This is a genomic window from Microvirga arsenatis (assembly GCF_009910705.1).
Classification (GTDB): domain Bacteria; phylum Pseudomonadota; class Alphaproteobacteria; order Rhizobiales; family Beijerinckiaceae; genus Microvirga; species Microvirga arsenatis.
Window position 1 is genome coordinate 53,325 of the sequence record NZ_JAAAXJ010000004.1, and the last position, 23,648, is coordinate 76,972.

At 64.8% G+C, this 23,648-nt stretch carries 24 protein-coding genes and 1 tRNA gene; 11 read left to right on the forward strand and 14 right to left on the reverse strand.

Annotation, left to right across the window (positions count from 1 at the left end):
• Nucleotides 1-446: 446 nt before the first annotated feature.
• Nucleotides 447-1,256 (reverse strand): hypothetical protein, encoded by an 810-nt coding sequence (locus tag GR303_RS09140; RefSeq protein WP_161722231.1) that lies wholly within the window; start codon nucleotides 1,254-1,256, stop codon nucleotides 447-449.
• Nucleotides 1,257-1,358: 102 nt separating this feature from the next.
• Nucleotides 1,359-1,769 (reverse strand): PRC-barrel domain-containing protein, encoded by a 411-nt coding sequence (locus GR303_RS09145; protein WP_161722311.1) that lies wholly within the window; start codon nucleotides 1,767-1,769, stop codon nucleotides 1,359-1,361.
• 189 nt (nucleotides 1,770-1,958) lie between these two features.
• Here GR303_RS09145 and GR303_RS09150 point away from each other — a divergent pair, with 189 nt between their 5' ends.
• Together GR303_RS09150 and mepA are read left to right on the forward strand one after the other, a co-directional pair.
• On the forward strand, nucleotides 1,959-3,119 hold the full coding sequence (locus tag GR303_RS09150; protein WP_161722230.1) for an SDR family oxidoreductase: 1,161 nt from the start codon (nucleotides 1,959-1,961) through the stop codon (nucleotides 3,117-3,119).
• Between the two features lie 104 nt (nucleotides 3,120-3,223).
• A complete protein-coding gene (mepA, locus tag GR303_RS09155; RefSeq protein ID WP_161722229.1) occupies nucleotides 3,224-4,135 on the forward strand; it encodes a penicillin-insensitive murein endopeptidase in 912 nt (303 codons plus the stop codon).
• Nucleotides 4,136-4,205: 70 nt separating this feature from the next.
• On the opposite strand, the gene msrA is transcribed toward mepA, so the two are convergent.
• Both msrA and GR303_RS09165 read right to left on the reverse strand, forming a co-directional pair.
• Nucleotides 4,206-4,865, reverse strand: a complete 660-nt coding sequence (msrA, locus tag GR303_RS09160; protein WP_161722228.1) for a peptide-methionine (S)-S-oxide reductase MsrA — start codon at nucleotides 4,863-4,865, stop codon at nucleotides 4,206-4,208.
• Nucleotides 4,866-4,952: 87 nt separating this feature from the next.
• Entirely contained in the window at nucleotides 4,953-5,273 is a 321-nt protein-coding gene (locus GR303_RS09165) for a PetM family of cytochrome b6f complex subunit 7 (protein WP_161722227.1), read from the reverse strand.
• 202 nt (nucleotides 5,274-5,475) lie between these two features.
• Here GR303_RS09165 and GR303_RS09170 point away from each other — a divergent pair.
• Nucleotides 5,476-5,565, forward strand: a tRNA-Ser gene (locus GR303_RS09170).
• A gap of 260 nt (nucleotides 5,566-5,825) precedes the next feature.
• Here GR303_RS09170 and GR303_RS09175 read toward each other — a convergent pair.
• The 9 genes from GR303_RS09175 to uxaC form a co-directional block, all read right to left on the reverse strand.
• Nucleotides 5,826-6,146, reverse strand: a complete 321-nt coding sequence (locus GR303_RS09175; protein WP_161722226.1) for a hypothetical protein — start codon at nucleotides 6,144-6,146, stop codon at nucleotides 5,826-5,828.
• A 195-nt stretch (nucleotides 6,147-6,341) separates the two neighbouring features.
• Nucleotides 6,342-6,836 carry a GAF domain-containing protein gene (locus tag GR303_RS09180; protein WP_161722225.1) on the reverse strand — a complete coding sequence of 165 codons (495 nt, stop codon included), beginning with the start codon at nucleotides 6,834-6,836 and terminating at the stop codon, nucleotides 6,342-6,344.
• A gap of 131 nt (nucleotides 6,837-6,967) precedes the next feature.
• Nucleotides 6,968-8,164 (reverse strand): mannonate dehydratase, encoded by a 1,197-nt coding sequence (gene uxuA / locus GR303_RS09185; RefSeq protein WP_161722224.1) that lies wholly within the window; start codon nucleotides 8,162-8,164, stop codon nucleotides 6,968-6,970.
• Between the two features lie 54 nt (nucleotides 8,165-8,218).
• Nucleotides 8,219-9,703: a mannitol dehydrogenase family protein gene (locus tag GR303_RS09190; RefSeq protein WP_161722223.1), complete on the reverse strand. Its 1,485-nt coding sequence runs from the start codon at nucleotides 9,701-9,703 to the stop codon at nucleotides 8,219-8,221.
• Nucleotides 9,704-9,710: 7 nt separating this feature from the next.
• Nucleotides 9,711-10,553, reverse strand: a complete 843-nt coding sequence (locus GR303_RS09195) for an ABC transporter permease (protein ID WP_161722222.1) — start codon at nucleotides 10,551-10,553, stop codon at nucleotides 9,711-9,713.
• A gap of 4 nt (nucleotides 10,554-10,557) precedes the next feature.
• On the reverse strand, nucleotides 10,558-11,469 hold the full coding sequence (locus GR303_RS09200; protein ID WP_201751982.1) for an ABC transporter permease: 912 nt from the start codon (nucleotides 11,467-11,469) through the stop codon (nucleotides 10,558-10,560).
• Entirely contained in the window at nucleotides 11,469-12,554 is a 1,086-nt protein-coding gene (locus GR303_RS09205; RefSeq protein WP_161722221.1) for an ABC transporter ATP-binding protein, read from the reverse strand. The genes GR303_RS09200 and GR303_RS09205 overlap by 1 nt, the downstream gene beginning before the upstream one ends.
• Nucleotides 12,555-12,570: 16 nt before the next feature.
• Nucleotides 12,571-13,758 (reverse strand): ABC transporter substrate-binding protein, encoded by a 1,188-nt coding sequence (locus GR303_RS09210; RefSeq protein ID WP_161722220.1) that lies wholly within the window; start codon nucleotides 13,756-13,758, stop codon nucleotides 12,571-12,573.
• Nucleotides 13,759-13,808: 50 nt separating this feature from the next.
• Nucleotides 13,809-15,212: a glucuronate isomerase gene (uxaC, locus tag GR303_RS09215; protein ID WP_161722219.1), complete on the reverse strand. Its 1,404-nt coding sequence runs from the start codon at nucleotides 15,210-15,212 to the stop codon at nucleotides 13,809-13,811.
• A 121-nt stretch (nucleotides 15,213-15,333) separates the two neighbouring features.
• On the opposite strand from uxaC, the gene GR303_RS09220 reads away from it, so the two are divergent.
• From GR303_RS09220 to GR303_RS09230, 3 genes are all read left to right on the forward strand, one after another.
• Nucleotides 15,334-16,059: a GntR family transcriptional regulator gene (locus tag GR303_RS09220; protein WP_161722218.1), complete on the forward strand. Its 726-nt coding sequence runs from the start codon at nucleotides 15,334-15,336 to the stop codon at nucleotides 16,057-16,059.
• Between the two features lie 141 nt (nucleotides 16,060-16,200).
• Complete coding sequence (locus tag GR303_RS09225) at nucleotides 16,201-17,724, forward strand: CYTH and CHAD domain-containing protein (RefSeq protein ID WP_161722217.1); 1,524 nt, start codon at nucleotides 16,201-16,203, stop codon at nucleotides 17,722-17,724.
• A 45-nt stretch (nucleotides 17,725-17,769) separates the two neighbouring features.
• Nucleotides 17,770-18,060 carry a hypothetical protein gene (locus GR303_RS09230; RefSeq protein WP_161722216.1) on the forward strand — a complete coding sequence of 97 codons (291 nt, stop codon included), beginning with the start codon at nucleotides 17,770-17,772 and terminating at the stop codon, nucleotides 18,058-18,060.
• On the opposite strand, the gene GR303_RS09235 is transcribed toward GR303_RS09230, so the two are convergent.
• Complete coding sequence (locus GR303_RS09235) at nucleotides 18,044-19,495, reverse strand: type II and III secretion system protein family protein (protein ID WP_161722215.1); 1,452 nt, start codon at nucleotides 19,493-19,495, stop codon at nucleotides 18,044-18,046. The genes GR303_RS09230 and GR303_RS09235 overlap by 17 nt on opposite strands.
• 414 nt (nucleotides 19,496-19,909) lie before the next feature.
• Here GR303_RS09235 and GR303_RS09240 point away from each other — a divergent pair, with 414 nt between their 5' ends.
• The 5 genes from GR303_RS09240 (at nucleotide 19,910) to GR303_RS09260 (ending at nucleotide 23,648) form a co-directional block, all read left to right on the forward strand.
• A complete protein-coding gene (locus GR303_RS09240) occupies nucleotides 19,910-20,428 on the forward strand; it encodes a tetratricopeptide repeat protein (protein WP_161722214.1) in 519 nt (172 codons plus the stop codon).
• A gap of 197 nt (nucleotides 20,429-20,625) precedes the next feature.
• Complete coding sequence (locus GR303_RS09245; protein ID WP_161722213.1) at nucleotides 20,626-20,802, forward strand: Flp family type IVb pilin; 177 nt, start codon at nucleotides 20,626-20,628, stop codon at nucleotides 20,800-20,802.
• 76 nt (nucleotides 20,803-20,878) lie between these two features.
• Entirely contained in the window at nucleotides 20,879-21,409 is a 531-nt protein-coding gene (locus tag GR303_RS09250; RefSeq protein WP_246205387.1) for an A24 family peptidase, read from the forward strand.
• Between the two features lie 33 nt (nucleotides 21,410-21,442).
• On the forward strand, nucleotides 21,443-22,207 hold the full coding sequence (gene cpaB, locus GR303_RS09255) for a Flp pilus assembly protein CpaB (RefSeq protein WP_161722212.1): 765 nt from the start codon (nucleotides 21,443-21,445) through the stop codon (nucleotides 22,205-22,207).
• Between the two features lie 52 nt (nucleotides 22,208-22,259).
• Nucleotides 22,260-23,648, forward strand: a complete 1,389-nt coding sequence (locus tag GR303_RS09260) for an AAA family ATPase (protein WP_246205384.1) — start codon at nucleotides 22,260-22,262, stop codon at nucleotides 23,646-23,648.

Here is a 23,648-nt window from a genome sequence, read left to right on the forward strand (position 1 = left end):
CCTGCTCCTTCCCCGCCGTGAAGCCTTCCCGGCCTCGCCATCCGCAGCGACCTAGGAGCGCATGAGCAAGGCTCCGCGAACAGGCGCGGGCTTCCTGCTCGCGTCGACGATTCACGATCCTGATTCTGAGACAGCCGCGCATCCTTTCACTCGATGCCGACTCTCCGGACGAAAATTCCTGCATGCGCGTCGGACGATCGCGCGACGGTGCGAGAGGCACCCTCATCCCTCTCCAAGTGGAGGGAATTTGCGATGGTATGTTGAACGCAGACGAACACATCCGAATACTCGCAGAGCGCGCAAAATCATCTTATCTGACTGCGCAAGCCTTTGATATAAAATGAATTTCCAGATCGCCGGGGATGCGCTGCCGATCTGTTTGCGACCAGCAGACAGGCTCATGCGGAGTCCCTAAGCTCCTCAGCGCACACCCGAACTTGAGTCTTTCACCTGCAAGTGCTGAGAGATGGCGCCGACAAAATATCCACAGAAAAAGTGCGCATTCTACTGTCTACACTTTCCGGTATTCGGAACCGCGTTGGTATAACGACGTTGCCTTGCAAGCGTGACGGTTGCACGCGAAGGCCCTTGAAGGAGGCGGCAATGCCGACAGATACCAAGAACCCGCTGACGATGCTGTTCACGGGTGACACCGGTGCGACCAGCACCAAGAAGACCGCGAAGAAGAGCAGCTCGCGCAGCAGCTCCTCCAGCGCCAAGAAGTCCGGCTCGAAGAGCTCGGGCGCCAAGAAGAGCTCGGGCACGAAGAAGACCGCAGCGAAGTCGACCTCGAAGTCGGCCTCGAAGTCTTCGGCGAAGTCCGGCGCGAAGAAGACCACTGCCAAGAAGACGGCCGCCAAGAAGACCTCGACCAAATCGGCCTCGAAGTCCTCGGCGAAGTCCGGCAGCAAGTCGACTGCGAAGAAGTCCGCAGCCAAGAAGACCACCGCCAAGAGGACCTCCGCGAAGTCGACCGGTTCGACCGCCCGGAAGTCCTCGTCGCGTTCGTCTTCGTCGCGCTCCGGCGCATCCCGCTCCGCGTCCAAGAGCTCTGCGTCCCGCAGCTCCAGCCGCGGCGGAGCCAAGTCCTCGGCTTCGAAGTCGCGCAGCGCGTCCAAGTCGGCTCCGAAGCGCGCGGCCGCCGCGACCAGCCGGACCTCTTCCACGAAGAAGTCCGGCACCGTTGCGAAGCGGTCCTCCGGCTCCCGCTCGTCGAGCTCCCGCAAGAGCCCCTCGAAGTCGAAGCGCTGAGCCAACCATGCCGCCCGCACCGGGACAGGCTCCGCCTGGCGCCCGGTGTGTGCGCATAAAAAATCGCCCGGTGGAAGCCGGGCGATTTTTTATTGGGGGGAGCCGGCCTAGCGGCCGGTGCTCATCGGATCGCTGGCGCCCCAATAGGGGGTGGCATTGTAGTAGCGATGGACATGCTCCTCCCACTCGCGGTCGTAGGAGGCATCATGCCCTTCCGCGCTGCGGCGGGGAGCGCCGCGGAGCTGATCCTCCGACAGGTTCAGCTCATAGGCGTCGAGCTCGGTGTTGTACTTCAGCACGCCCCAGGGAAGGGTGTAGTACTCCTCGCCCAGGCCCATGAAGCCGCCGAAGCTCATCACCGCATAGGCCACCTTGCCGGACCGCTTCTCGATCATCACGCGCTCGATGGTCCCGATCTTCTCGCCATCCGAGCGGCGCACCGGCGTACCCTCGACCTTGTCGCTGGCGATCAAGCTCTGGGTCTCGCGAACGTCGCCACTTTGTGCCGTCGTCTGCATCATGTCGCTCCTTCATCCGTGGGATCCTAAGGCAACGCTCGGGTTGAAAGCCCGGTTCCGGCTCGAAGCCCCCTCCTCCAGCGTTTCCAAGGCTTTGCCCCCCTGCAGCAAGCGCTGCCTTAGGAACCCGCCTCCCGGCCTCACGTTGATCCACGTTCGTGAAACCTTGAGGATAGGGAGGAGATTGCCATGGCGTTTCGCCAGAAGCCGGTCGAGGAGCAGGTGGTCGTCATCACCGGCGCGTCCAGCGGCATCGGACTTGCGACGGCGCACCTGTTCGCCGAGCGCGGCGCCAGGGGGCTCGTTCTCGTGGCACGCAACGAGGAGGCCCTGCGCCGGATTGCCGGCGAACTCAGCCAGGGCAACACCCGCGCCGTAGCAGTCGCGGCCGACGTGAGCCGCCGGGAGGATCTCGAGCGGGTCGCGCGCACGGCGATCGACACGTTCGGCGGGTTCGACACCTGGGTGAACGATGCGGCGGTCGCCGTCTACGGCAGCCTGACCGAAGTGCCGCTGGAGGATCAGCGGCACCTCTTCGAGGTGAACTACTGGGGCGTGGTCAACGGCTCGCTGATCGCGGCGGAGCACATGCGTCGGCGTGGCGGCACGATCATCAATGTCGGCAGCGTGCTGTCCGAGAGAACCATGATCCTGCAGGCCCAGTATTCGGCCTCCAAGCATGCCGTCAAAGCCTTCACCGACGGCTTGCGCATGGAGCTTGAGAACCAGGGCGCGCCGATTGCGATCACCCTCATCAAGCCTTCGTCCATCGACACGCCTTACGTCGAGCATGCCCGCAACTATCTCGACCGGGAGAATGCCGTTCCGCCGCCGGCCTACGATCCCCATCTCGTGGCCAAGGCCATCGTGTTCTCAGCCGAGCACCAGCGGCGCGAGATCACCGTCGGGTTCGGCGGCTGGGTCATCGGCGCGATGGGCAAGGTGGCACCCCGCCTCGTGGACAAGGCCATGGAATGGACGGGCTACGGTTCGCAGACCACGGACCAGCCGGAACGCCCCGCCATGCGCGACAACCTCTACGAAGCCCGCGAGGACGAAGACATCTACTCGTCACTTCCCGGGGAACCGCGCAAGACCAGCCTGCTGCTCGAGGCGCAGCTTCACCCCTTCGTCACGGCGGCGGTGCTGGCCGGCGTTGCGGCAGGCATTGCGGCCCTGTTCATGCGACCCGCGGCATCCTCCCGTCGAAGCCGCCCCGTCAAGCGCCCGACGCCACGCTACCAGCCCACCATGCGCCGCACCGGCAACGGGCACGACAAGCGTACGCTCGGGCCGGGCCATGTGAGCCAGCGCGGGCCCTATGAGGGCCGCCCGCAGCCCAGGCACTGAGGCATGAAGGGCCGGAGCATCCCTCCGGCCCTTCGTCCGAAGAGCGACAAGATGGCCTCGTCCGCTACGTTCCTCGCTCGCGCAATGCGGGTTAGCCTTCCCGCATGAACGCGATTCGACTCCTCGCCATGATCCTCGCCCTCGCTGCCGGCGGCACCGCCGTCGCCCAGGACAAGGGCACCCTCGATCCCAAGCCCCTGCCGCCGCTCGCCAACCCGGGTGATCCGAACCTCGCCGCCAAGGAGCTGTTCGGGCGCCGCGCCACGCCCGCCGATCTGCGCTCCCGCTCCATCGGCAGCTATGCCAAAGGCTGCGTGGCGGGCGCTGCGGCGATCCCGTTCGACGGGGAGACCTGGCAGGTCATGCGCCTCTCCCGCAACCGCAACTGGGGGCATCCGGAGCTGATCGGCTTCCTGCAGCGCTTCGCCGCGAAGGTGCCCTCGATCAACGGCTGGCCAGGACTGCTCGTCGGCGACATCTCGCAGCCCCGCGGCGGGCCCATGCTCACGGGCCACGCCTCGCACCAGATCGGTCTCGATGCGGATGTCTGGCTCACGCCGATGCCCACCCGGCGCCTGTCGCGGGCGGAGCGGGAGGAGATGTCGGCCACCAACGTGGTTCGCGAGGACTGGCTCGACGTGGACCCTGCCCGATGGACGCCGCAGCACACGGCGCTCATCCGCGCTGCGGCCCAGGAGCGGGGCGTGGCGCGCATCTTCGTGAACCCGGCGATCAAGAAGGCGCTCTGCCGGGAAGCGGGTCCAGACCGCGGCTGGCTGTCAAAGGTGCGGCCCATGTGGGGCCACAACTATCACTTCCATATCCGTCTCGCCTGCCCGGCCGGCGAGACCGGCTGCTCGGACCAGGACCCGCCCCCGGGCGGCGACGGGTGCGGTGCCGAGCTCGCCGCCTGGTTCACCCCTCAAATGCTGAACCCGAAGCCGGGCAAGCCCCGCCCGCCCCTGACGATGGCGCAGCTGCCCACCGAGTGCCGCCGGGTTCTGGAAGCGCCCTGACGCAACACGAAAGGGCCGCGCCCTCAGGACGCGGCTCCTCCTTCAAGCCTTCCCATGCTTGGGCGCAGACCTACTCGGCCGCGACGCCCACGCCGATGGGGCAGGAGACGCCGGTACCCCCCAGGCCGCAATAGCCGTTGGGGTTCTTCGCCAGGTACTGCTGGTGGTAATCCTCGGCGAAGTAGAACGGGCCTGCCTCCAGGATCTCCGTGGTGATCGGTCCATAGCCCTTGGCCGCGAGCGCCTTCGCATAGGCCGCTCGGGAGGCCTCGGCGGCCCTGCGCTGGCTCTCGTCGAACACGTAGATCCCGGAGCGGTACTGGGTGCCGACGTCGTTGCCCTGGCGCATGCCCTGGGTCGGGTCGTGGCTCTCCCAGAAGGTCTTGAGCAGGGCCTCGTATGACACCTGTCGGGGGTCGAAGACCACCAGCACCACCTCGTTATGCCCTGTGAGGCCGGAGCAGACCTCCTCGTAGGTCGGGTTCGGCGTGATGCCGGCCGCATAACCCACCGCGGTGATCCAGATTCCGTCGCCCATCTGCCAGAACTTGCGCTCGGCACCCCAGAAGCAGCCGAGGCCGAACACGGCCTTCTGCATGCCCTCCGGATAGGGCGGCTGCAGCGGGCGCCCGTTGACGAAGTGGCGGTCGGCCGTCGGAAGGGGGCTGGACCGGCCCGGCAAGGCCTCGGCGGCGGTCGGCAGGTCGGCTCGTTTGCGGAAGCTGAACATGGAAGTCCCTCGCGTGATCCCGCTTATGTAGTCACGGCGCTCCGCGAGGGGGAGTGGCGGCGCTCGTCACCTTGCCGTGAAAGGCTCTCAGCGGCCCGCCAGGTAGCCGATCGGCTCCAGCGGCTTCTGGCCCAGCCAGAGCAGCAGGGCACCGAGAAGGAAGCCGGTCACGGAGGCCGGCATCTGGAGGAGGCTGGTCGCGATCGGGTCCCACAGCCACGGATAGCCCCGCTGAGCGATGCTTCCCTCAAGCCCCGACAGGCTGTTCGGGAACAGGGTGCCGGCCACCCGCCCGAGCGGCGCGAACGATACAGCATTGTTGACGATGGAGCGTGTTCCATCGATCACCAGGCCGACGAATCCGGCGGCGATCAGCAAAAGGCCAAGGCTACGCGCGAGGAACTTCACCGGAGGATACCTCTATGAACAGAGAGGTCATTATCTAGAGCCTTTTGTCGCAATAGCAAAGGCGATTCAGGATAGCTTGCCCCAAGTTCGGTCTTGCATTCCTCCCCCATTTAGCGATACACGAGCGCTCCGCACGCAGAGCGGAAAACCTCTGCCGGCTCGAAGCCGGCACGGGAGGTTCCTGAGCCTGCCGGCTCATGCTGGAGGGGTGGCCGAGTGGTTGAAGGCGCACGCCTGGAAAGTGTGTATACGGGAAACCGTATCGCGGGTTCGAATCCCGCTCCCTCCGCCACTGTCTCGGCACCCGAAAAAGCCTCTTTCGCCTAAGATCCCCTATTCCCAAGTGCTTGGTTGCTGGTGTTAGGTTCAGGCCTGCCACTCCGACGGCGGGCTCTGGATGCCGAGGGGAGTCCTCGGGACACCGCCGCCTTTCTCATCCGTACCTTGGGGACCCGGAGGCCACGGACTTAGTAAGCCGGACCTCCGGGAACAATCCGGCCCTGCAGGGCGAGGCTGCCCGACCTCTGTCTCCGTCGGGAAGCCGATGGCACCCTAATGCGCGGTCAATGCCTTGGCTTCGTCCTGGGAAGCCGGATCGCTCGGCATCGGCATCCTCTCCTCGGTCTGCCCGGGGGTTGGACGCATGGTCAGCGTGGGCTCGAACGCTTGCGCGGAGAAGCGGGGGCGGTTGCGCAGATCCATCAGGGCGCGCAGCTCGGTGGCGGGCAGGTCCATCGGTTTCGCGTCCCGCCAGCGCCTGCGCAGCTTCCTGCGCGAGAAGAGCCCCCATGCGCTCTCCACTTCTTCCTCGACCTGCAAAATGATCCGTCCGGAAAGGGATTTCCGGAGATTGAACCGCCCCGTCAAAGCCATTGTTCTGTCCTTATGAATCGGGCCCTTCGTCCCGATACTTTATTACCAGACAGAGGTCGCCAAAGCTTTAAGACATAAGGTAAATGGAGAGCGGATGAGGGGTGATGCGATCCCCAGCCTCGACAGCGCGCGGATCTCCCCTTGGCTCGGTGCCAGGTATCGCAGGGTCATGCGGCGCTGTCCGGAGAGCCGCCATCATTCCTTGCAGGCCCGTGCCAGGAGCACCGGCACAATCTGTTGCGCGATCAGCATGGCCTGCTCGACGTGCCGCTCGTCATAGGCGCCCTCGCGGTCGAGGAGGTTGACGGTTCCGAGCACCGCCCCATTGAAGAGGACCGGCAGGTTCATGACGCTTCCCAGCCCGAGGCTCACAATCGTCTCGTGATCGGGAAAGAGCGGGGCGAACTCTGCGGGAGTCCTGGCAAGGAACGGCTTCATCTCGCCGCAGATGCGCTGAGTGTAGGCATTGGGCAGGATGGGCTTGCGACCGCCGACGGAATAGACGTCGGCATTCGTCGTGTAGATGCGCTCGACCTCCAGCCCGCCGCTCAGCATCTGCGTCACGGTGTAGAGGCGGTATCCCACGGTTTTCGCGAAGGCCTCACCGGCAGCCTCCAAGGTCGCGCCGGGCTGGTTTCCTGCAGCCCAGGCGCGCTGCACGCTCACTACTGCCTGATGAACATCGAGCATCGAGTCGTCCTGTCGTCTCTCGAGGGCGGGCTCATCCTTGCAGCCGCCCGCCCGGTGGCCAGCCATAGGAGAGCCCGTTCGTCCCGCGAATGCAAGGAGGGGCCGCTTGGCTCCCCGCCCGTGACGATGCCCTAGAGCGGCAGGCCGCGCAGGGCCGAGACGGCCTTCATCACGCCGCGCAGCTCGGCAAGGCCCCGCAGGCGCCCGATGGCCGGGTAGCCGGGATGGGTGGGCTTGCCCACATCGTCGAGAAGCTCATGTCCATGGTCCGGGCGCATCGGAATGCGCCAATGCGACTCTCCGGCGCTCTTGCGGCGCCCCTGCTCCTCCAGGAGTACGGTGATGAGGGACACCATGTCCGTATCGCCGCCGAGATGATCGGCCTCCATGAAGGAGCCGTCCGGCTCCTTCGCCACGTTGCGCAGATGGGCGAACCAGATGCGGTTCGCGAAGCGCCGCGCGATGGCCGGAACATCGTTGGCCGGATTGGCTCCCAGGGAGCCGCTGCAGAGGGTGAGGCCGTTCGCGGGCGAATCCACCGCATCGAGGATGAAGGCCAGATCGCTCTCCTTCGACACGATGCGCGGCAGACCCATGAGCGGGCGCGGCGGGTCGTCGGGATGAATGCACATCCGGATGCCCACCTCCTCCGCCGTTGGAATCACCTCCCGCAGGAAGCGGGCGAGATTTCCGCGCAGGGCATCGGCATCGATGTGGCGGTAGCGCTCGAGCATCACGCGCAGGCCCGGAATGTCGTAGCGGTCGAAGGCGCCCGGCAAGCCCGCCATGATGCTGGAGAGAAGCTTGCGCCGGTCGGACTCGGACGAGCGGTCGTGCCATTCCTTCGCGCGACGCAACACCTCCGGGGCGTAATCCGCCTCCGCGCCGGGGCGCTGCAGCATGTAGCAGTCGAAGGCAGCGAATTCATGCAGGTTGAAGCGCAGGGCCGTGCCGCCGCCCGGGAGGGGGTAGGCAAGCTCCGTGCGGGTCCAGTCCACCACGGGCATGAAGTTGTAGCAGACCGTTGTGATGCCGCACCGGGCGAGGTTGCGCAAGGACTCGCGGTAGTTCTCGAACAGGGGCGTCAGATCGCCTTCGCCGATCTTGATGCTTTCGTGAACCGGCAGACTTTCCACGACGCTCCAGCGCAGGCCGAGCGAGGGATCGGCTGCGATCTCGCCCTTGCGCTTCTCGATCTCCTCCACGCTCCACACGACACCATAGGGGATGTGATGCAGGGCGGTGACGATTCCGGTCGCCCCCGTCTGGCAGATATGGGGAAGTCGGACCGCATCCTCAGGTCCGAACCAGCGCCAGGTCTGTTCCATGATGATAACCTCGTAGCAGCCGGGCTCGCCTGCCGGCATGGGTTGGGGCCGGCTCTACCGTCCCGGCTCGATCCAGTCTGACACCGTGCGCCTGGCGCCCTGCGCGAAGAGCCGCGCCAGCGCTTCCGTGACCGTGCCGGTGAAGCGCGGGTCGCGGGGCAGATCATCCCCGAAGACCTCGCGCACCGCGAACAACTCGCCTGCAAGGCTCTCGGCCGATCCCGCGGCCCGATCCGCCAGCGCGCGTAGGCGTGCCGCCATGGGATCGCGCACGTCGATGGCAGCGCCCTTCTCGTCGATGCCCGTCACGTAGCGCATCCAGGCCGCAACGCCGAGCGCAAGCCGCCTGATCGGGGCATCGGCCTGCAGCCGATCCCGAACGGTGCCGAGAAGGCGCTGCGGCAGCTTCTGCGAGCCGTCCATGGCGATCTGCCAGGTGCGGTGCTTCAGAGCCGGGTTTCTGAACCGCGTGACGAGGGCGCTCCTGTAAGCTTCCAGGTCGGCACCCGGCGGCATGTGGAGCGTGGGCGTGACCTCCTCGTCCATGAGGCCGCGGATCAGCCGGACGAAGGCCTCGTCCGCCATGGCATCGGCGACGGTCTCGTAGCCAGAAAGATAGCCGAGATAGGCAAGCGTCGAATGGCTGCCGTTGAGAAGCCGGAGCTTCATGTGCTCATAGGGCTCTACGTCGCTCACGAACTCGACACCAGCTTTCTCCCAGCCGGGTCGTCCCTGCGGGAAGCGATCCTCGATCACCCACTGCGTGAAGGGTTCGGTGACTACAGGCCAGGCATCCGCCACGCCGAGCGATTGGGCAATCCGCTCCCGATCCTGGTCGCTCGTCGCGGGAACGATGCGATCGACCATGGTGGACGGGCAGGAGACCTCCTCCGCGACGAACCGGCCGAGCTCCGGATCTACCAGCTCGGCAAAGCGCGTGAGAACCCGCTTCACCGTGCGCCCGTTGGCGGGAAGGTTGTCGCAGGTCAGAACCGTGAAGGGCGGCACGCCGTTCATGCGGCGGCGGCGCAGGGCCTCGACGATGAAGCCAGGTGCAGACTTCGGCGTTCTCAGATAGGCCAGATCGTGCACGATGTCCGGATGCGCCTCATTCAGAGCGCCAGTGGCGGGATCGTGGCAATAGCCCTTTTCCGTCACCGTGAGGGTGACGATGCGCGTCTGCGGATCGGTCATCACCTCAAGCAGGCTCTCGATCTCCCGCGGCGCGACGATCACGCGGCGGATCGATCCGATCACCCGCAGCGCTTCCCCCTCCTGGGAGCGCACGGACAGGGTATAGAGCCCGTCCTGCGGCTGCAGCGCATCGTAGGTGTCGGGGCTGCGCAGGCTCGCGGCCACGATGCCCCAACGCGGATCCTGCGCCAGCACATCGTCCGTATAGACGGCCTGGTGCGCCCGGTGGAACGCCCCCACGCCGAGATGGACGATGCCTGTTCCGATGGCTCTGCGATCATAGGCGGGGCGGCGGACATCCGCCGGCAGATCGGGGAGCATGTCGTCGTTCAGACGGTCTGACATCGGATCCTCAATGCGCCGGCTGCTGCTTCGCGCGGGTGACGATCTGCGTCGGGTTGACGAAGCGCAGGGCGATGATGAGCCATACGAGGGTCGTGACCATATAGATCACCGCCATGGCGTCGATGGACTGCACCGCGCGCACGCCGGCCGCGAAGACGGCGTAGTAGAGTGCCACCACGAGGGTCTGGCTGGTGGGGCCTGCCACGAGAAAGGTCAGTTCGAACGTGGCGATGGTGCGCACCAGAACCAGCAGCAGCGCCGCCAGGATGCCGGGCAGGAGCAGGGGGAGCAGCACATAGATGAACAGCTTGAAGGTGTTGGCCCCGAACACACGGGCGGCCGCCTCCACTTTAGGATCGATCTGCTCGATGAACGGAATCATGACAAGGATCACGAAGGGCACCGTCGGCACGAGATTGGCCGCCACCACGCCCCAGAACGTGCCCGCAAGGCCGGTCTGGTAGAGCACGGTCGCGAGCGGGATGCCGAAGGTCATCGGCGGGATCAGGAGCGGCAGCAGGAAGAGCAGCACGAGGAGGCGCTTGCCCGGGAAGTCCCGGCGGGCGAGGGCATAGGCCGCGGTCACGCCCAGTGCCCCGGAGATGAAGACGACGGCCGCGATGACCTGGAATGTGACGACGAGCACATCCCAGAGCTGGAACTCGCTCCAGGCGGAGGTGTACCAGCGCGTGGTCCAGCCGGCCGGCAGCCAGGTGCCGAGCCAGCGGGTGGCAAAGGAGCTCGTCACCACGGTCGCAATCATCGCGATCAGGTTCAGGACGAAAAAGCCTATGGTCGCCCAGACGGCCGCGGCCCAGAGCTTGGCGCCGATGGTGGTGTCGCGGATCATCGGCTTATCCTTTCGCGCCGGAGGCAGGGCCGCGGTAGAACAGCCCGCGCGAGGCGAGCACCGCAACGACGATGGCCAGCTGGACGAAGCCCATGATCATCGCGATCGCAGAGCCCATGGAATAGTCGTATTCCTCGAACGCCGCCTGTGCGGCGGCAATCGAGATGACGCGGGTCGACCCCGCCGGCTCGCCGAGGAGCACGGCCGAGGGAAACACCGAGAAGGCCTGCACGAAGGAGAGGCAGAAGGTGATGGCGAGGCCCGGCATCAGCAGCGGCAGATAGACGTGGCGGAAGCGCTGCCACGCGCTGGCCCCGAGGGTCGCAGCCGCCTGCTCCAGCGCGGGATCGATGCCGGTCACATAGGACAGGGTCAGAAGAAAGGTGAATGGAAAGCCCGTGATCACGAGGGATGCGAAGACGCCCCAGTAGTTGTGGACGAGCTTCAGCGGCTGGGAGATCAGGCCGAAAGTCATCAGGGTCCGGTTGAACCAGCCCTGGGGCCCGAGATAGTTCAGCAGGCCCTCCGCCACCAGCACCGTGCCGAGGGTGATCGGCAGAACGAGGATCGTCGTCAGCAGGCGCTGATTGCGCATGAGGCGGACGCGGAAGGCAATCGGAATGGCCAGCAGCAGATTGACGAGGGTGACCGGAATCGCGAGCCAGAGCGTATTGGCGATCGTGTCGTAGAGAAACGCGTCCGAGAAGAAGCGCCTGTAATTGGCGAGCCAGTCGCCTCCGGCCTTCGGCTCGAAAGACAGGACGAAGCCGAACGCGAAGGGATAGACGAACAGGAGCAGGCTGAAGATGGCGGCGGGGACGACGAGCAGGGTCACCGCATCGAAACCGCGGGCCGCCAGCCGCTGGCCCAGGCTGGGGCCGTGTTCCACGGGAGATGCGTGAGCAAGGGTGTCCATCACTGCCTCCCCTGAACGGGCTCCGCGAAGACGAGGATGCGCTCGTCCTCCGTCCGCAGATGAACCCTGGCCCCCAGCTCCACCGGCACGTGGGAGCGGAACACGAAATCGAGTCCGCCGGCTGAATGCGCGGTGCCGACGAATTCGCGGCCGCGGTACTCGATGGTGTCGACGGTCGCAGCAATGGCGTTCGGCCCGGCCTCACCGACCTCGAGATCGTCGGATCGAATGGCAGCATAGGCCGTCGAGCCGACGGAAACCCGCTCACGGGCGACGCCGCTGATCCTGGCGCCCTCCACGTCGAGGATGGCCCGGTTGCCCTCGATGCCGACGACCTTCCCTTTCAGCTTGTTGCGGAAGCCCATGAAGTCGGCCACGTCGAAATGAGCGGGCGCCTCGTAGAGCTCCTTCGGCGAACCGACCTGCCGCACCACGCCGTCGCGCAGCACGACGATCCGGTCCGCCAGCGACAGGGCCTCGTCCTGGTCATGGGTCACGTAGATGGTCGTCGCCCCGAGCTCGTTGTGGATGCGGCGGATCTCCGCGCGCATCTCGAGGCGCAGCTTGGCGTCGAGGTTGGACAGCGGCTCGTCCATCAGCACCAGGGGCGGCTCGATGACGATGGCGCGGGCGATCGCCACGCGCTGCTGCTGGCCGCCCGAGAGCTGGCCCGGCAGCTTGTTCTCCTGCCCCTGCAGGCGGACGAGGCTCAGGGCCTCGTCGACCTTGCGGTCGATCTCGGCCTTTGGCCGCCCGCGCATCTTCAGACCGAAACCGATGTTCTGGCGGACGTTGAGATGGGGGAAGAGCGCATAGTTCTGGAACACCATGCCGAACCCGCGCTCCTCGGGGCGAAGCGTGTCGACCCGGTTCTTGTCGAGCCAGATCGCTCCGCCCGTCACAGGAAGAAGACCCGCGATGCAGTTCAACGTTGTCGACTTCCCGCATCCCGAGGGTCCGAGCAGGGCGATGAACTCGCCCCGCCGGATCGAGAGGGAGACATCGCGCAAGGCGTTGAGCGCCCCGAAATCGCGGCTCACACGATCGAGCCGCACTTCATCGAATTGAGAGAGGGCGATGGTCATCGCGGGTCCCTTTTGCTTACTTGCGCTTGCCGGCGGCGACCTGCTCGTCCCACATGCGGAAGGCGACCACCATCTGCTCGGGCTGGAGCGGCAGCTCGATCGGATTCTCGGCGATCCACTTCTCGTATTCGGGACGGCCGAATTCCTTGATGGCGGCCTGGCTCTCAGGCGGCGCCATGTCGAGGGTCACGCCCTTCACGGCCGGACCCGGATAGAAGTAACCCTCGTCGTAGGTATAGGCCTGCTGCTCCTTGGTGAGCAGAAAGCTCATCAGGTCGAGGAGCACCGCAACCTTCTCGTTCGCCAGCCCCTTGGGCACGCACATGTAGTGAGCGTCCGCCACCCAGTGGAAGCCCTTGAGTGCCGCCACCTTGGCTTCCTTCGGCACGACGCCGAGCACGCGCGGGTTGATGTCCCAGCCCGTGGTCGAGACGGTCATGTCGCGGGAACCTTCGCCCAGCTCCTTCATCACCGCGCCGGTGCCGGACGGGTAGTACTCGATGTTCTGCCCAAGCTCCTTCAGGTAGGCCCAGGTCTTGTCCCAGCCCTTGGCCGGATCCTGCGGGTTGCTGTCGCCGAGGATGTAGGGCAGGCCCATGATGAAGGTGCGGCCCGGACCGGAATTGGCAGGGCGCGCATAGATGAAGCGGCCCGGATTCGCCTTGGTGTAGGCGAGCAGCTCCTCGGCCGTGGTCGGCACGGTCTTGACCTTGTCGGGCATGTACTCGAGCAGCGGGCCGGAGGGATAGTAGGTCACGACGACGCCCTGTCCCTTGGCGAGCCCCTGCATCTTGGCGGCAGCCGGAAGATAGATGTCGTCGAGCTTCGGCAGCGCGTTGGCATGGGTGGGGATCAACTCGACCCAGAGCTTCTGCTCGATGCCGGCGGAGAGCGCGTCGGTGCCGGTGAGCACGAGGTCGATGTCGACCCGGCCCGCATCCTGCTGCGCTTTGATCTTGCCGGCGAGCTCGGGCGCGGTCGCCTTGGTGAAGGTGATGCGCGAGACGAGGTTCGGCTTCGCCTTGCGATAGTTCTCGATGGATTTCTGCGTCAGCGCGAGATTGCCGGCCACGTCGATGATGTTGAGGGTCACAGGGCTCGTCGGCAGATTGGCTTGAGCGAAGCTCGTACCGCCGAGAGCGGCAACGCCTGCAGCGCCGGCAACACCGCCGACGAAGGTCCGCCTGGTGATCAGGTTCGTCATTCTCTTCCTCCCGTTCTGTGCGACATGGCTCATTGCGGCCATGTCCCGTCTCACAGCTTGTAGGCCTCCTTTGCGAGGCGATAGGCAAGGTCGTAGGCCACCTCATGCGCCTCGTCCTCATCGAGGCGATGCGTCACCACGAGACCTGCGAGGTAGGCGCAGTCGACCCGGCGGGCCACATCGTGACGCGCCGGGATGGACAAATAGGCTCGCGTGTCGTCGTTGAAGCCGACCGTGTTGTAGAAGCCTGCCGTCTCCGTCGTGAGCTCGCGGAAGCGGCGCATGCCCTCCGGCGCATCGAAGAACCACCAGGCGGGACCGAGCTTGAGGGCCGGATAATGGCCGGCAAGCGGCGCCAGTTCGCGGGAATAGCTCGTCTCGTCCAGGGTGAAGACGATCACCGTCAGGTTCGGTTCGTTGCCGAATCGGCCGAGAAGCGGCTTGAGCGCGCGAACGTAATCGGTCTGCGAGGGAATGTCGGCGCCCATGTCGCGCCCGAAGCGGCGGAACAGGGCTTCGTTGTGATTGCGCAAGGAGCCGGGATGGATCTGCATGACCATCCCATCCTCGACGCTCATGGCCGCCATCTCGGTGAGCATCTGAGCCCGAAACAGCTCCGCATGCTCAGGGCCGGCATCTCCGGTCGACACGCGACGGAACAGCGCCTCGGCATCTGCCTGCGAAAGATTGGCCGTCCGTGCCGTCGGGTGCCCGTGGTCGGTCGACGTCGCACCATAGGTGCGGAAGAAGGCGCGCCGGACCCGATGCGCCTCCAGGTACCCGTTCCATGTGGAGGTGTCGCAGCCCGTGATCTCGCCGAAGCGCACCAGGTTCTGCCGGAAGCCCTCGAATTCAGGATCCACAACCGGATCGGGGCGATAGGCCGTCACCACCCTCCCCTTCCAGCCCGATTGCCGGATGGTCTCATGATGCTTCAGCGGATCGAGCGGGCTTTCCGTCGTGGCGATCGCCTCGATTCCGAAGCGCTCGAAAAGCGCGCGGGGGCGGAATTCCGGCGTGCGCAGGGCGGCGTCGATCCGGTCGTAATAGGCATCCGCATTGGCAGCCGAGAGCCGCTCGGTGAACCCGAAGAGTGTCGCGAAGGCATGATCGAGCCAAGCGCGCGTGGGTGTGCCGCGGAAGAGGTGATAATGGGCTGCAAACCGGCGCCAGATTTGGCGCGGATCGCGTTCGACCGCGCTGCCGTCCTTGGTGGGGATCCCCAAATCCTCCAGGCGGACGCCCTGGCTGTAGAGCATGCGGAAAATGTAGTGGTCCGGAATGACGAACAGTGCAGCCGGGTCCGGAAACGGCTCGTCCTCCGCATACCAGCGGGGATCCGTGTGGCCGTGCGGCGAGATGATCGGCAGGTCCCGAACCCTGTCATACAGCCTTCGCGCCACGTCGCGCACCGAGGGCTCGGCAGGAAAGAGCCGGTCCGGATGAATCAGCATAGCACCTCCCTCGACGCTTCCGCCCAGCCTGTCCCCGGCCGGTTGTCGGTATGTCTTATGGTCACCTTAGGCCGCCCCGCCCCTCATTGCAATAGTCTACTAGTATGCTAGTATGCTTCTTATGTCCTATGGAACCCTCGCCAAGCTGCAGCCCGACAGAGAGCCGATCGCACGCCAGATCACCCGGGCGCTCCGTCAGGCCATCGTGACGATGCAGCTCTCACCAGGAGAAATGATTTCCGAGCAGGACCTCGCCCGCCGCTTCGGCGTGAGCCGTTCGCCCGTTCGCGAAGCCCTGATCAAGCTCAGCGAGGCCGGACTCGTAAGGGTTCTGCCGCAGCGCGGCACGCAGGTGGTCAAGATCTCCCGCTCCAGCGTCGAGGACGCCCGCTTCATCCGAGAGGCTGTCGAGACCGCAGTGGTGCGGGAAGCTGCCTTGAAGGCGCGCCCCGCCATGAAGGCGGAACTGTCCGCCAACCTGACCCGACAGCGCCGCGCCCAGCGCTCCTCTTCCACGGAGGCGTTTCTCGAACTCGACGAGGAATTCCACCGGCTTCTTGCCGAAGCGGCGGAGCGCCCTTCCGCATGGCAGATGATCGAGGACATCAAGCCCCAGATGGACCGGGTCAGGTTTCTCGACATGACCAAGGCCGTGCCGCGCAACGCCATCATCGCACAACACGCCCTCATCGTGGATGCGATCAAGGCGGGCGACCCGGCTGCGGCGGAAACGGCAATGCGGGTCCATCTGAGCGAAATCCTGCGCTCGCTCCCCGAACTTGCGGCCGAGTACCCGGATCTGTTCGAGCCGGAAGTTCAGACGGCGGCAAGGGCCCGGAGCGCCTGATCCTCCCACCAGCCGATCTGCCATGGCTCGGGCACGAGCCACCATTCGACGCCGGATGAGGGTGAGCCTGCAGGCGCTGGACAGGCGGAACTCGCTTCGCGGATTCGTGTTCCGCCCCTGGGACCGAAGGCCGGAATGCACATGTCCAAGAAGCACGACATCCCAATTGAGGTGGAGCTGAAGCTCGAGGTCGAGCCCGGCAAACTCGACACGGTGCTCGCGCATCCGGGGCTGAAGGCCTATGCACGCAATGCGGCAAGGCAGGATCTCCACTCCACCTATTTCGACACTCCGTCGCACGACCTGAAGCAGGCCGGAATCTCCTTCAGGATTCGGCGCAACGGCACGCGTCGGGTCCAGACGATCAAAGCTGCCCGCATCTCCCACGATGTCGCCTTGGCACGCAATGAGTGGGAGCACGAGGTCGACAGCGACGATCCGGATTTCGCGTCGGCAAAGGGCACCGCCCTCGAACCGTTCCTCAACCTGCAGGACAGGATCCAGCCCGTCTTCACCGTTACGGCCGATCGGACGCTCCTCATGGTGAGGCATGGCCAGTCGATCATCGAGGTGGCTGCGGATCGCGGCCGTGCCGAAGGCGCGGATCGTGATCTGACTTTCGGCGAGCTCGAGCTCGAACTCAAGGAAGGCACAGTCGCCGATCTCTTCGCGCTGGCCATGACCCTATCCGAGGCCGCGCCCCTCCGCCTGAGCTACCGGACCAAGGCCCAGCGCGGCTATGAAGCCGCATCCGACGAGAAGCCGACGAAGGTCAAGTCTGGATTGGTAAAGCTCAAGCGTCGGATGACGAGCGCAGAGGCCTTTCAGATCATCGGCGCCTCCTGCCTCAAGCATCTGATGGCCAACGAGACGATCGTCAGGGAGCGTCTTGAGGGCGATGCCATCCACCAGATGCGCGTAGCGCTGAGGCGGCTGAGGGCTGCGATCACCCTTTTCAAATCCATCGTCGCAGACGAGGAGCGGGACGAGATCAGGTCGGAGCTCAAATGGATGGCCAATCGCTTGGGCGAGGCCAGGGACCTGGACGTCTATATTGCAAAGGTCCTCAAGCCAGCCCTCATCGGCCGGGATGAGGATGCCGGCTTGAACGCCCTTCTGCAGGAGGCGCAGGAGCGTCGTGCCCAGGCTTATGGGAAGGTACGGGAGTTTATGGCCTCATCCCGCTTCGTGAACGGGGTCCTGAAGACAGCCGCTTGGATCCAGGCGGGCGCGTGGGCGGAGGATGAAAGCAAGCCTGCCCGCAAGCGCCGGGCCCTGCGCATATCCGTCCTGGCGGAAGAGGAGCTGGACCGGCGCTGGAAACGCATCCTGAAGCGCGGCAAGCGACTGGCCGACCTGGACCCCGAAGATCGGCACCAGGTACGCATCGAGATCAAGAAGCTGCGCTACGCCGCCGAATTCTTCGAGAGCCTGTTCAAGGGTCAGGGCACAAAAGCCCGGAAGCAGGCCGCGCTCGCAACGCTTGAGGCACTTCAGGAGACGCTCGGAGACCTCAACGACATCGCCGTCGGAGCGCAACTGCATGGTTCGGCCGCAGCCGAGGCCCTGCACGAGGAGCAACTCGCCCATGTTGACGACCTGCTTGCGAAGGCCATGGCGCAATACCGGGAACTAGCCTCGCTGGAGCCCTTTTGGAAGGGCTGAACCCCTCTCATTCGCTGGCCTGGCGCCTGCCCCCGAAGAGCCGGATTGGCTCGACGCCCCCTGGCGATTGCCCTGCGCGGATGCCCCCGCGCTGCCGGCGCCCGTGATGTAGCGCTGCATCACCCGCGCCGTGCGCTGCCCGTCGCCAGGGATCTGGGTGTCACCGGCATAGGGCGGCCAGGGGTCTGCGGTATGAACCACCGCATTCCAGTTCTTCGCATCGCCTGCACCCAGCGTCACCCCATCGTGCCGCTTCAGGTAATCGATGCAACCGCCCAGGCCGAGCGCCGGGACCAGGCAAAGGAGGATGATGAGCCGGTTAGTATTTCCTGCTGATCTTCTTACCGACATTCCGCTTTTCCGGCTGCAGTTCCACAATGTGCCCATAGGGTCCGACGACCCCAGCCCCCTCGGCAAAGCGCTTCTGCATGCCGCTGTCCACCTCGAGCGAACCCATGAGGAAGAACTCGACATCGTTGCTGGGCTTGGTTCCATCCAAGGGCGTGCGGAGAGGCTGGCCGGGCTTGGCGGGCTTCACCAGACGCGGAGTGACGATGATCACGAGATCCGTTTCCTGCTCCTGAAACCCGGACGAGCGGAAGAGCGCACCGATGATCGGCAGCTGGCCGATCCACGGGATCTGCTCCTGGTTCTTGGTGTGGCTGGTCTGAAGCAGGCCGGCGATCGCAAAGCTCTGACCATCGCGGATCTCGATGGACGTGCTCGCCCGGCGGGTGATGAAGGAGGGGATGGAGATCGCCCCGAGATCCAGGCGAACCGAAGGATCAACCTGGCTGACTTCCGGTTCGAGCTTGAGATTGATGAGGCCGTTCTCCAGCACCACCGGGGTGAAGTTCAGCCGTACGCCATATTCCTTGTACTCGACGGTGATCTTGTCGTCATAAGCCACCGGGATCGGCACCTCGCCGCCGGCAAGGAAGCTCGCCTTCTCGCCGGAGAGCGCGATGAGATTGGGCTCCGCGAGGCGTCGCGCGAGCCCCTTCTCCTCGAGCGCCTGCACCAGCACGTCGGCGCTGACGCCCCCACCCAGGAAGTTGGCGATCAGGGTACCGAACGGGGAGTTGCCGCTGGGAAGCAGGGGATTGAAGCGGATCACGCCGTCTTGGTTTTCTTGATCCCCGCGCGGCAGCCACCCTCCGGTTCGCCCGTCGCGGCCCGGGGGCTGGCTCAAGCGCCGGCCGTACCAGCTGACGCCCAGCTCGCGCCCGGCATTCCGGTTGGCCTCGATGAAGCGCACCTCGAGCATGACCTGCTGGCCGCCCGTGACGCGAAGGGCGTTGATCACGCCCTCGGAGCCATACTGCTCGGCCATTTCCAGAGTTTTGCGCAGGGCGACGCCATCCGGCACGGTGCCGCTCAGGCGCAGCTTCCCGTTGATCGTCTCGACCCGAACATTGGCCTGCGGGATGACCTCGCGGATGGAATCCGCAAGGTCGGGGGTGTCGGCACCGACTTCCACATTGACGGTGCCGAGCAGTTCATCGCCGGCATCGTAGACGGCGACGTTGGTCCTGCCTTCAGCCTTTCCGAGCACGTAGAATGTCTGACTGGTCATGGGAACGGCATTCGCAACCTCCGGGTTGCCGACGACCACGCGGCCGATATTGGCCGCGGTCTTGGCCGTCATGAACTGTCCCTTGGCCACATTGATCTCGCCGACCGCGCGTCCCTTGTTGAAGCGCAGGAAACGCTCCTGAGCCAGGGTCGGCGATGCGGCGACAAGCCATCCACACACCGCCGCGACGAGCATGGCGACGCAAGCTCGAACGCCTCTTGATGCGGCATGTCCGCATGCCCTGTTGTTCTTGGTGTCCATGCTGCGAGATCCGCCTTTGCCCCTTTTCTTTTCTAGGTTGCGGCGGAAGACGGAGTCCATTCGGCCTAACGGTCTAGGCTCCTTCTGAGGAGATCTGCAGGGCGGTAAGCGGGCCGTCGCGTTCGAAAAGCATAAGCCGGATGGCCTATTCCAGGGCACCTCGTTTACCCTGTGCAACGGAAGGTGAGACATTTGACAGCACCCCGGGCCTGGAAGGCTTGCCGTCTGGGGAGATACATTGATACATCACCGCATGGCCCAGCCGAATGTGCTTTCGAGAAGAGCGGTGGGCCTCGTGGTCAAACGAACACCTGGGAAAACCAGGCAGAGGAAGACGGGGATCGATCCATGATGCGGCCATCGAAGCGCCCTTTGGCGGCCTGCCTGGTTATCGGCTCCCTGCTGCTTCTGACGGCCTGCAGTGCCGGCGCAGGGCTGTCGAGCTTCGGCGACGGCCTGAACGCCATCGAACTCCCTGCATCGGTGGAAACCTACCCCGACAGGGAGGTGCTGCAGGTGGCCAAGGCTCAATTCGCGGAAGGCAATTACGGCCATGCCGTCCGGTACTACGAGCGGGCTGTCGAGGTCGCTCCGAAGAATCCGGAGGCCTGGCTTGGCCTGGCGGCGTCCTATGACCGCGTCCGCCGCTTCGATCTTGCCGACCGCGCCTACCGCGAGGCCGGTCTCCTGATCGGCGACCGGGCCGAATACTACAACAATGTGGGCTATTCCTACCTTCTGCGCGGCGACGCCGCCAAGGCGCGAGCCAACTTCCTGAAGGCCTACGAGATCGACCCCACCAGCGTCACGGTCAACAACAACCTGGAAATGCTGCGGGACAATCTTTCGAAAAGTGGGAAGAGCTGACGGCTGCCCCTCCCATGTTCGGGAAGCCCGATCTTTAGACTGTTCAGTCGAGAATTCCGCCGGACGTCCTAGGCCGTCAAGCTGAATGGACCGGCGCCTCAAGATGCTCCTTGATGGACGCAACACAGCCACGAGCGGTTGTGGGGGCTGCATCGACGATGTGGCAGGTCTTCAGGTTTATGTCGAGGAGTGAAACCATGACGTCTCTCGTAACACGCTTCATCAAGGACGAATCCGGCGCGACTGCCATCGAATATGGCCTCATCGCCGCCGGACTGGCCATTGTCGTTCTGGCTATTTTCGGTCAGGGGGGACAGGTCAATGACTTTCTGGACGCCGTCTTCGCGCGTCTCATGCAAAGCATTCCGCAGTAGGTTCGATGTTTCCGAGCGGGGAGCGAATGCTCCCTGCTCAACTCCTCAGCATTTACGTCTCTCTTCTCTCATCCATATGGAAAAGGCAGACCCGATGATTTCTGCCGTCGCAGCCCTTTCAGCCAGCCTGTGCTTTGCCGCAGCGATCCTTTGGGCTGCGTTCATGGATCTGACCACGATGAAGATCCGGAACGAGATCATCGTCTTTCTCTTCGCAGTTTATGCGGCCTTGGCCCCGCTTGCCGGCTTCAGCGCCGTCCACATCGGCTTGAGTGCCGCTGCGGCATTCGCCGTTCTGGCAGGGATGTTCCTCTTTTTCGCTCTCGGCTGGATCGGCGGGGGCGACGCCAAGCTCGCTTCGGCAGTTGCCCTTTGGCTCGGCGCTGACCAAGCCCCTGCCTTCATCCTTTATACTGCCCTGTTCGGAGGCCTGATAACGCTTGCCCTCCTCCAGTTCAGGACCATGCCGCTTCCTGCCACATGCCAGCGGATGCCATGGGTCGTGAAGTTGCATCAATCCGGAGTGGGCGTTCCCTATGGAATTGCCATCGCATTGGCGGGTCTGCTGACCTTCACGAAGACGCCTTGGGTCCTGGTCCTGTCATAAGATGAATACCTCCAAGCACCGAGGCCCCTGCCCATGCTGCGCATCGTACTCCTGATTGTCGCTCTCGGCGCCGGAATCTTGGCCGGGTGGCTTGCCCTCTCTTTGAGGCCGAGCGCTGCCGTGGCCACCGTCGAGCCCCCGCGGCCCCAGGTCAAGATGACGGAAATTCTTGTGGCGGCGGCTGACTTGCCGTTAGGGCAACCTTTGGACGAGAAGGCCTTTCGCTGGCAGGCCTGGCCTGCCGACGCCATAGGTGCCGGCTTCATCACCCGTGCCGCCCAGCCGGACGCCGTAAAGGCCCTGAACGGCTTGTTGGTGCGCAATCCCTTCATCTCGGGCGAACCGATCCGGGAAGAGAAGCTGTCGCGCAGTTCCAACCTCCTTGCCTCGCTGCTCACCCCCGGCAAGCGGGCGGTTGCCATCCGCATCTCGGCGGAGAGCACGGCCGGCGGGTTCATTCTTCCGAACGACCGGGTGGACGTGATCCATACGGGAAGCCGAACGGCTGAAGGGCAGAAGGACAACGTCAGCCGAACCCTGTTGAGCAATATTCGCGTCCTGGCGGTGGACCAGAACATGGTCGAGGCCAAGGGCAAGGGCGTAGCCGTGGGAAAGACGGCCACTCTCGAGCTCAGCCCAGCGGAGGCCGAGGTCATCGCCACCGCGCAAGCCTCAGGCAGCCTGTCCCTCGCCCTCCGCTCCGTTGCCGACATTCGCGACGAGACCTTGCCGAAGACCCCGACAAACCCTTCCGTGCGCGTCCTTCGGGCCGGGCAGAGCGAATTCGTGAAGTTCTAGACATGGCAGCGCTGAAGCCGGTTTGCACGGTTCAAGGCGGAGGATTCTCCCAATGACGGACATGGCATTCGAGGCCGCCGGCGGCATCAACGGGGGGAAACCCGCCGAGCCGTCGAACGGCCTGCATGGATCCAAAACTATCGGATCGTTCCTGTCCTCTGATATTGGAGCCACCTCGGCGAACCGGGACGCCTCAGGCCCGAGGGAGAAGCTGAGAATCCCGCGGATCGCGATCGACGCCTTCTGCGACAGCTCAGATTTCGCCGCTTCCGTTCAGGAGATGGCCGCCGACCGCCTCATGGCGCGAACCCGCCTGACCGCTTACCAGGGCGGCATTACGGCAGCCATCCGTCACTACGAGCAGGCCCCTACTCCGAACCTCGTCATCGTGGAAAGCCGCTCCTCCGGCTCCGCCTTTCTCGCCGAGCTGGACCGGCTGGCGGAGGTCTGCGATGCCGGCACCAAGGTGATGGCAGTCGGCCATACGAATGATATCGCCCTGTACCGGGAGCTCCTGAAGCGCGGTGTCAGCGAATACATGCTTGCGCCCGCCGATCCTATGGCCTTGATCGCAGCCGTCTCCCGCATCTACGATGGGGTGAATGCCGACCGGCTGGGGCAGGTCTATGCCTTCATCGGCACCCGCGGCGGCACCGGATCCTCCACCATCGCCCACAACGTGGCCTGGACCCTGGCGCGGCGCCTCAAGTCGGACGTCGTTCTGGCGGATCTGGACCTTCCCTTCGGAACCGCGAGCCTCGATTTCAACGTCGATCCGAGCCAGGGGGTGGCGGAGGCGATCAGGGATGTGGGACGCCTGGACGAGGTTCTGTTCGATCGGTTGCTGACGAAATGCGGCGACAACCTCAGCCTGCTGTCGGCCCCTGGGGAACTCGGTGCAAGCTACGATCTGGATGGGGGGGCCATCGAGCGGCTCCTTGAGGTTGCGCAGTCGAGCGTGCCTTTCACGATCCTCGACCTGCCGCATGCCTGGACCTCTTGGAGCAGGAGCACGTTGGCGGCGGCCGACGAGATCGTCATCACGGCGACGCCGGACCTTGCCAGCCTGAGAAATGCCAAGAACCTGGTCGCCGCGCTCAGGCAGGCTCGCCCTCACGACCCCCCTCCGAAGCTGGTGCTCAACCAGGTCGGGATGCCCAAGCGCCCGGAAATCAAGCCTGCCGAATTCGTCAAGGCCGTGCAGCTGGAGCCTGTCGCTTCCATCCCCTTCGAAGCGAGCCTGTTCGGAGCCGCCGCCAACAACGGAAAGATGATCGCGGAGGTCTCCTCGAAAGGCTCGGCAGCGAAGGCCTTTGGTGTCATCGCAGACGCGATGACCGGACGTCGCGAACAGACAAAAGGACGCAATCGCTTCTTCGATCTCGGCTCCTTCTTCAGGAACGCAAAGAGCAAGCCCGGCCCCTCGTCAGGCAAGAGGTAG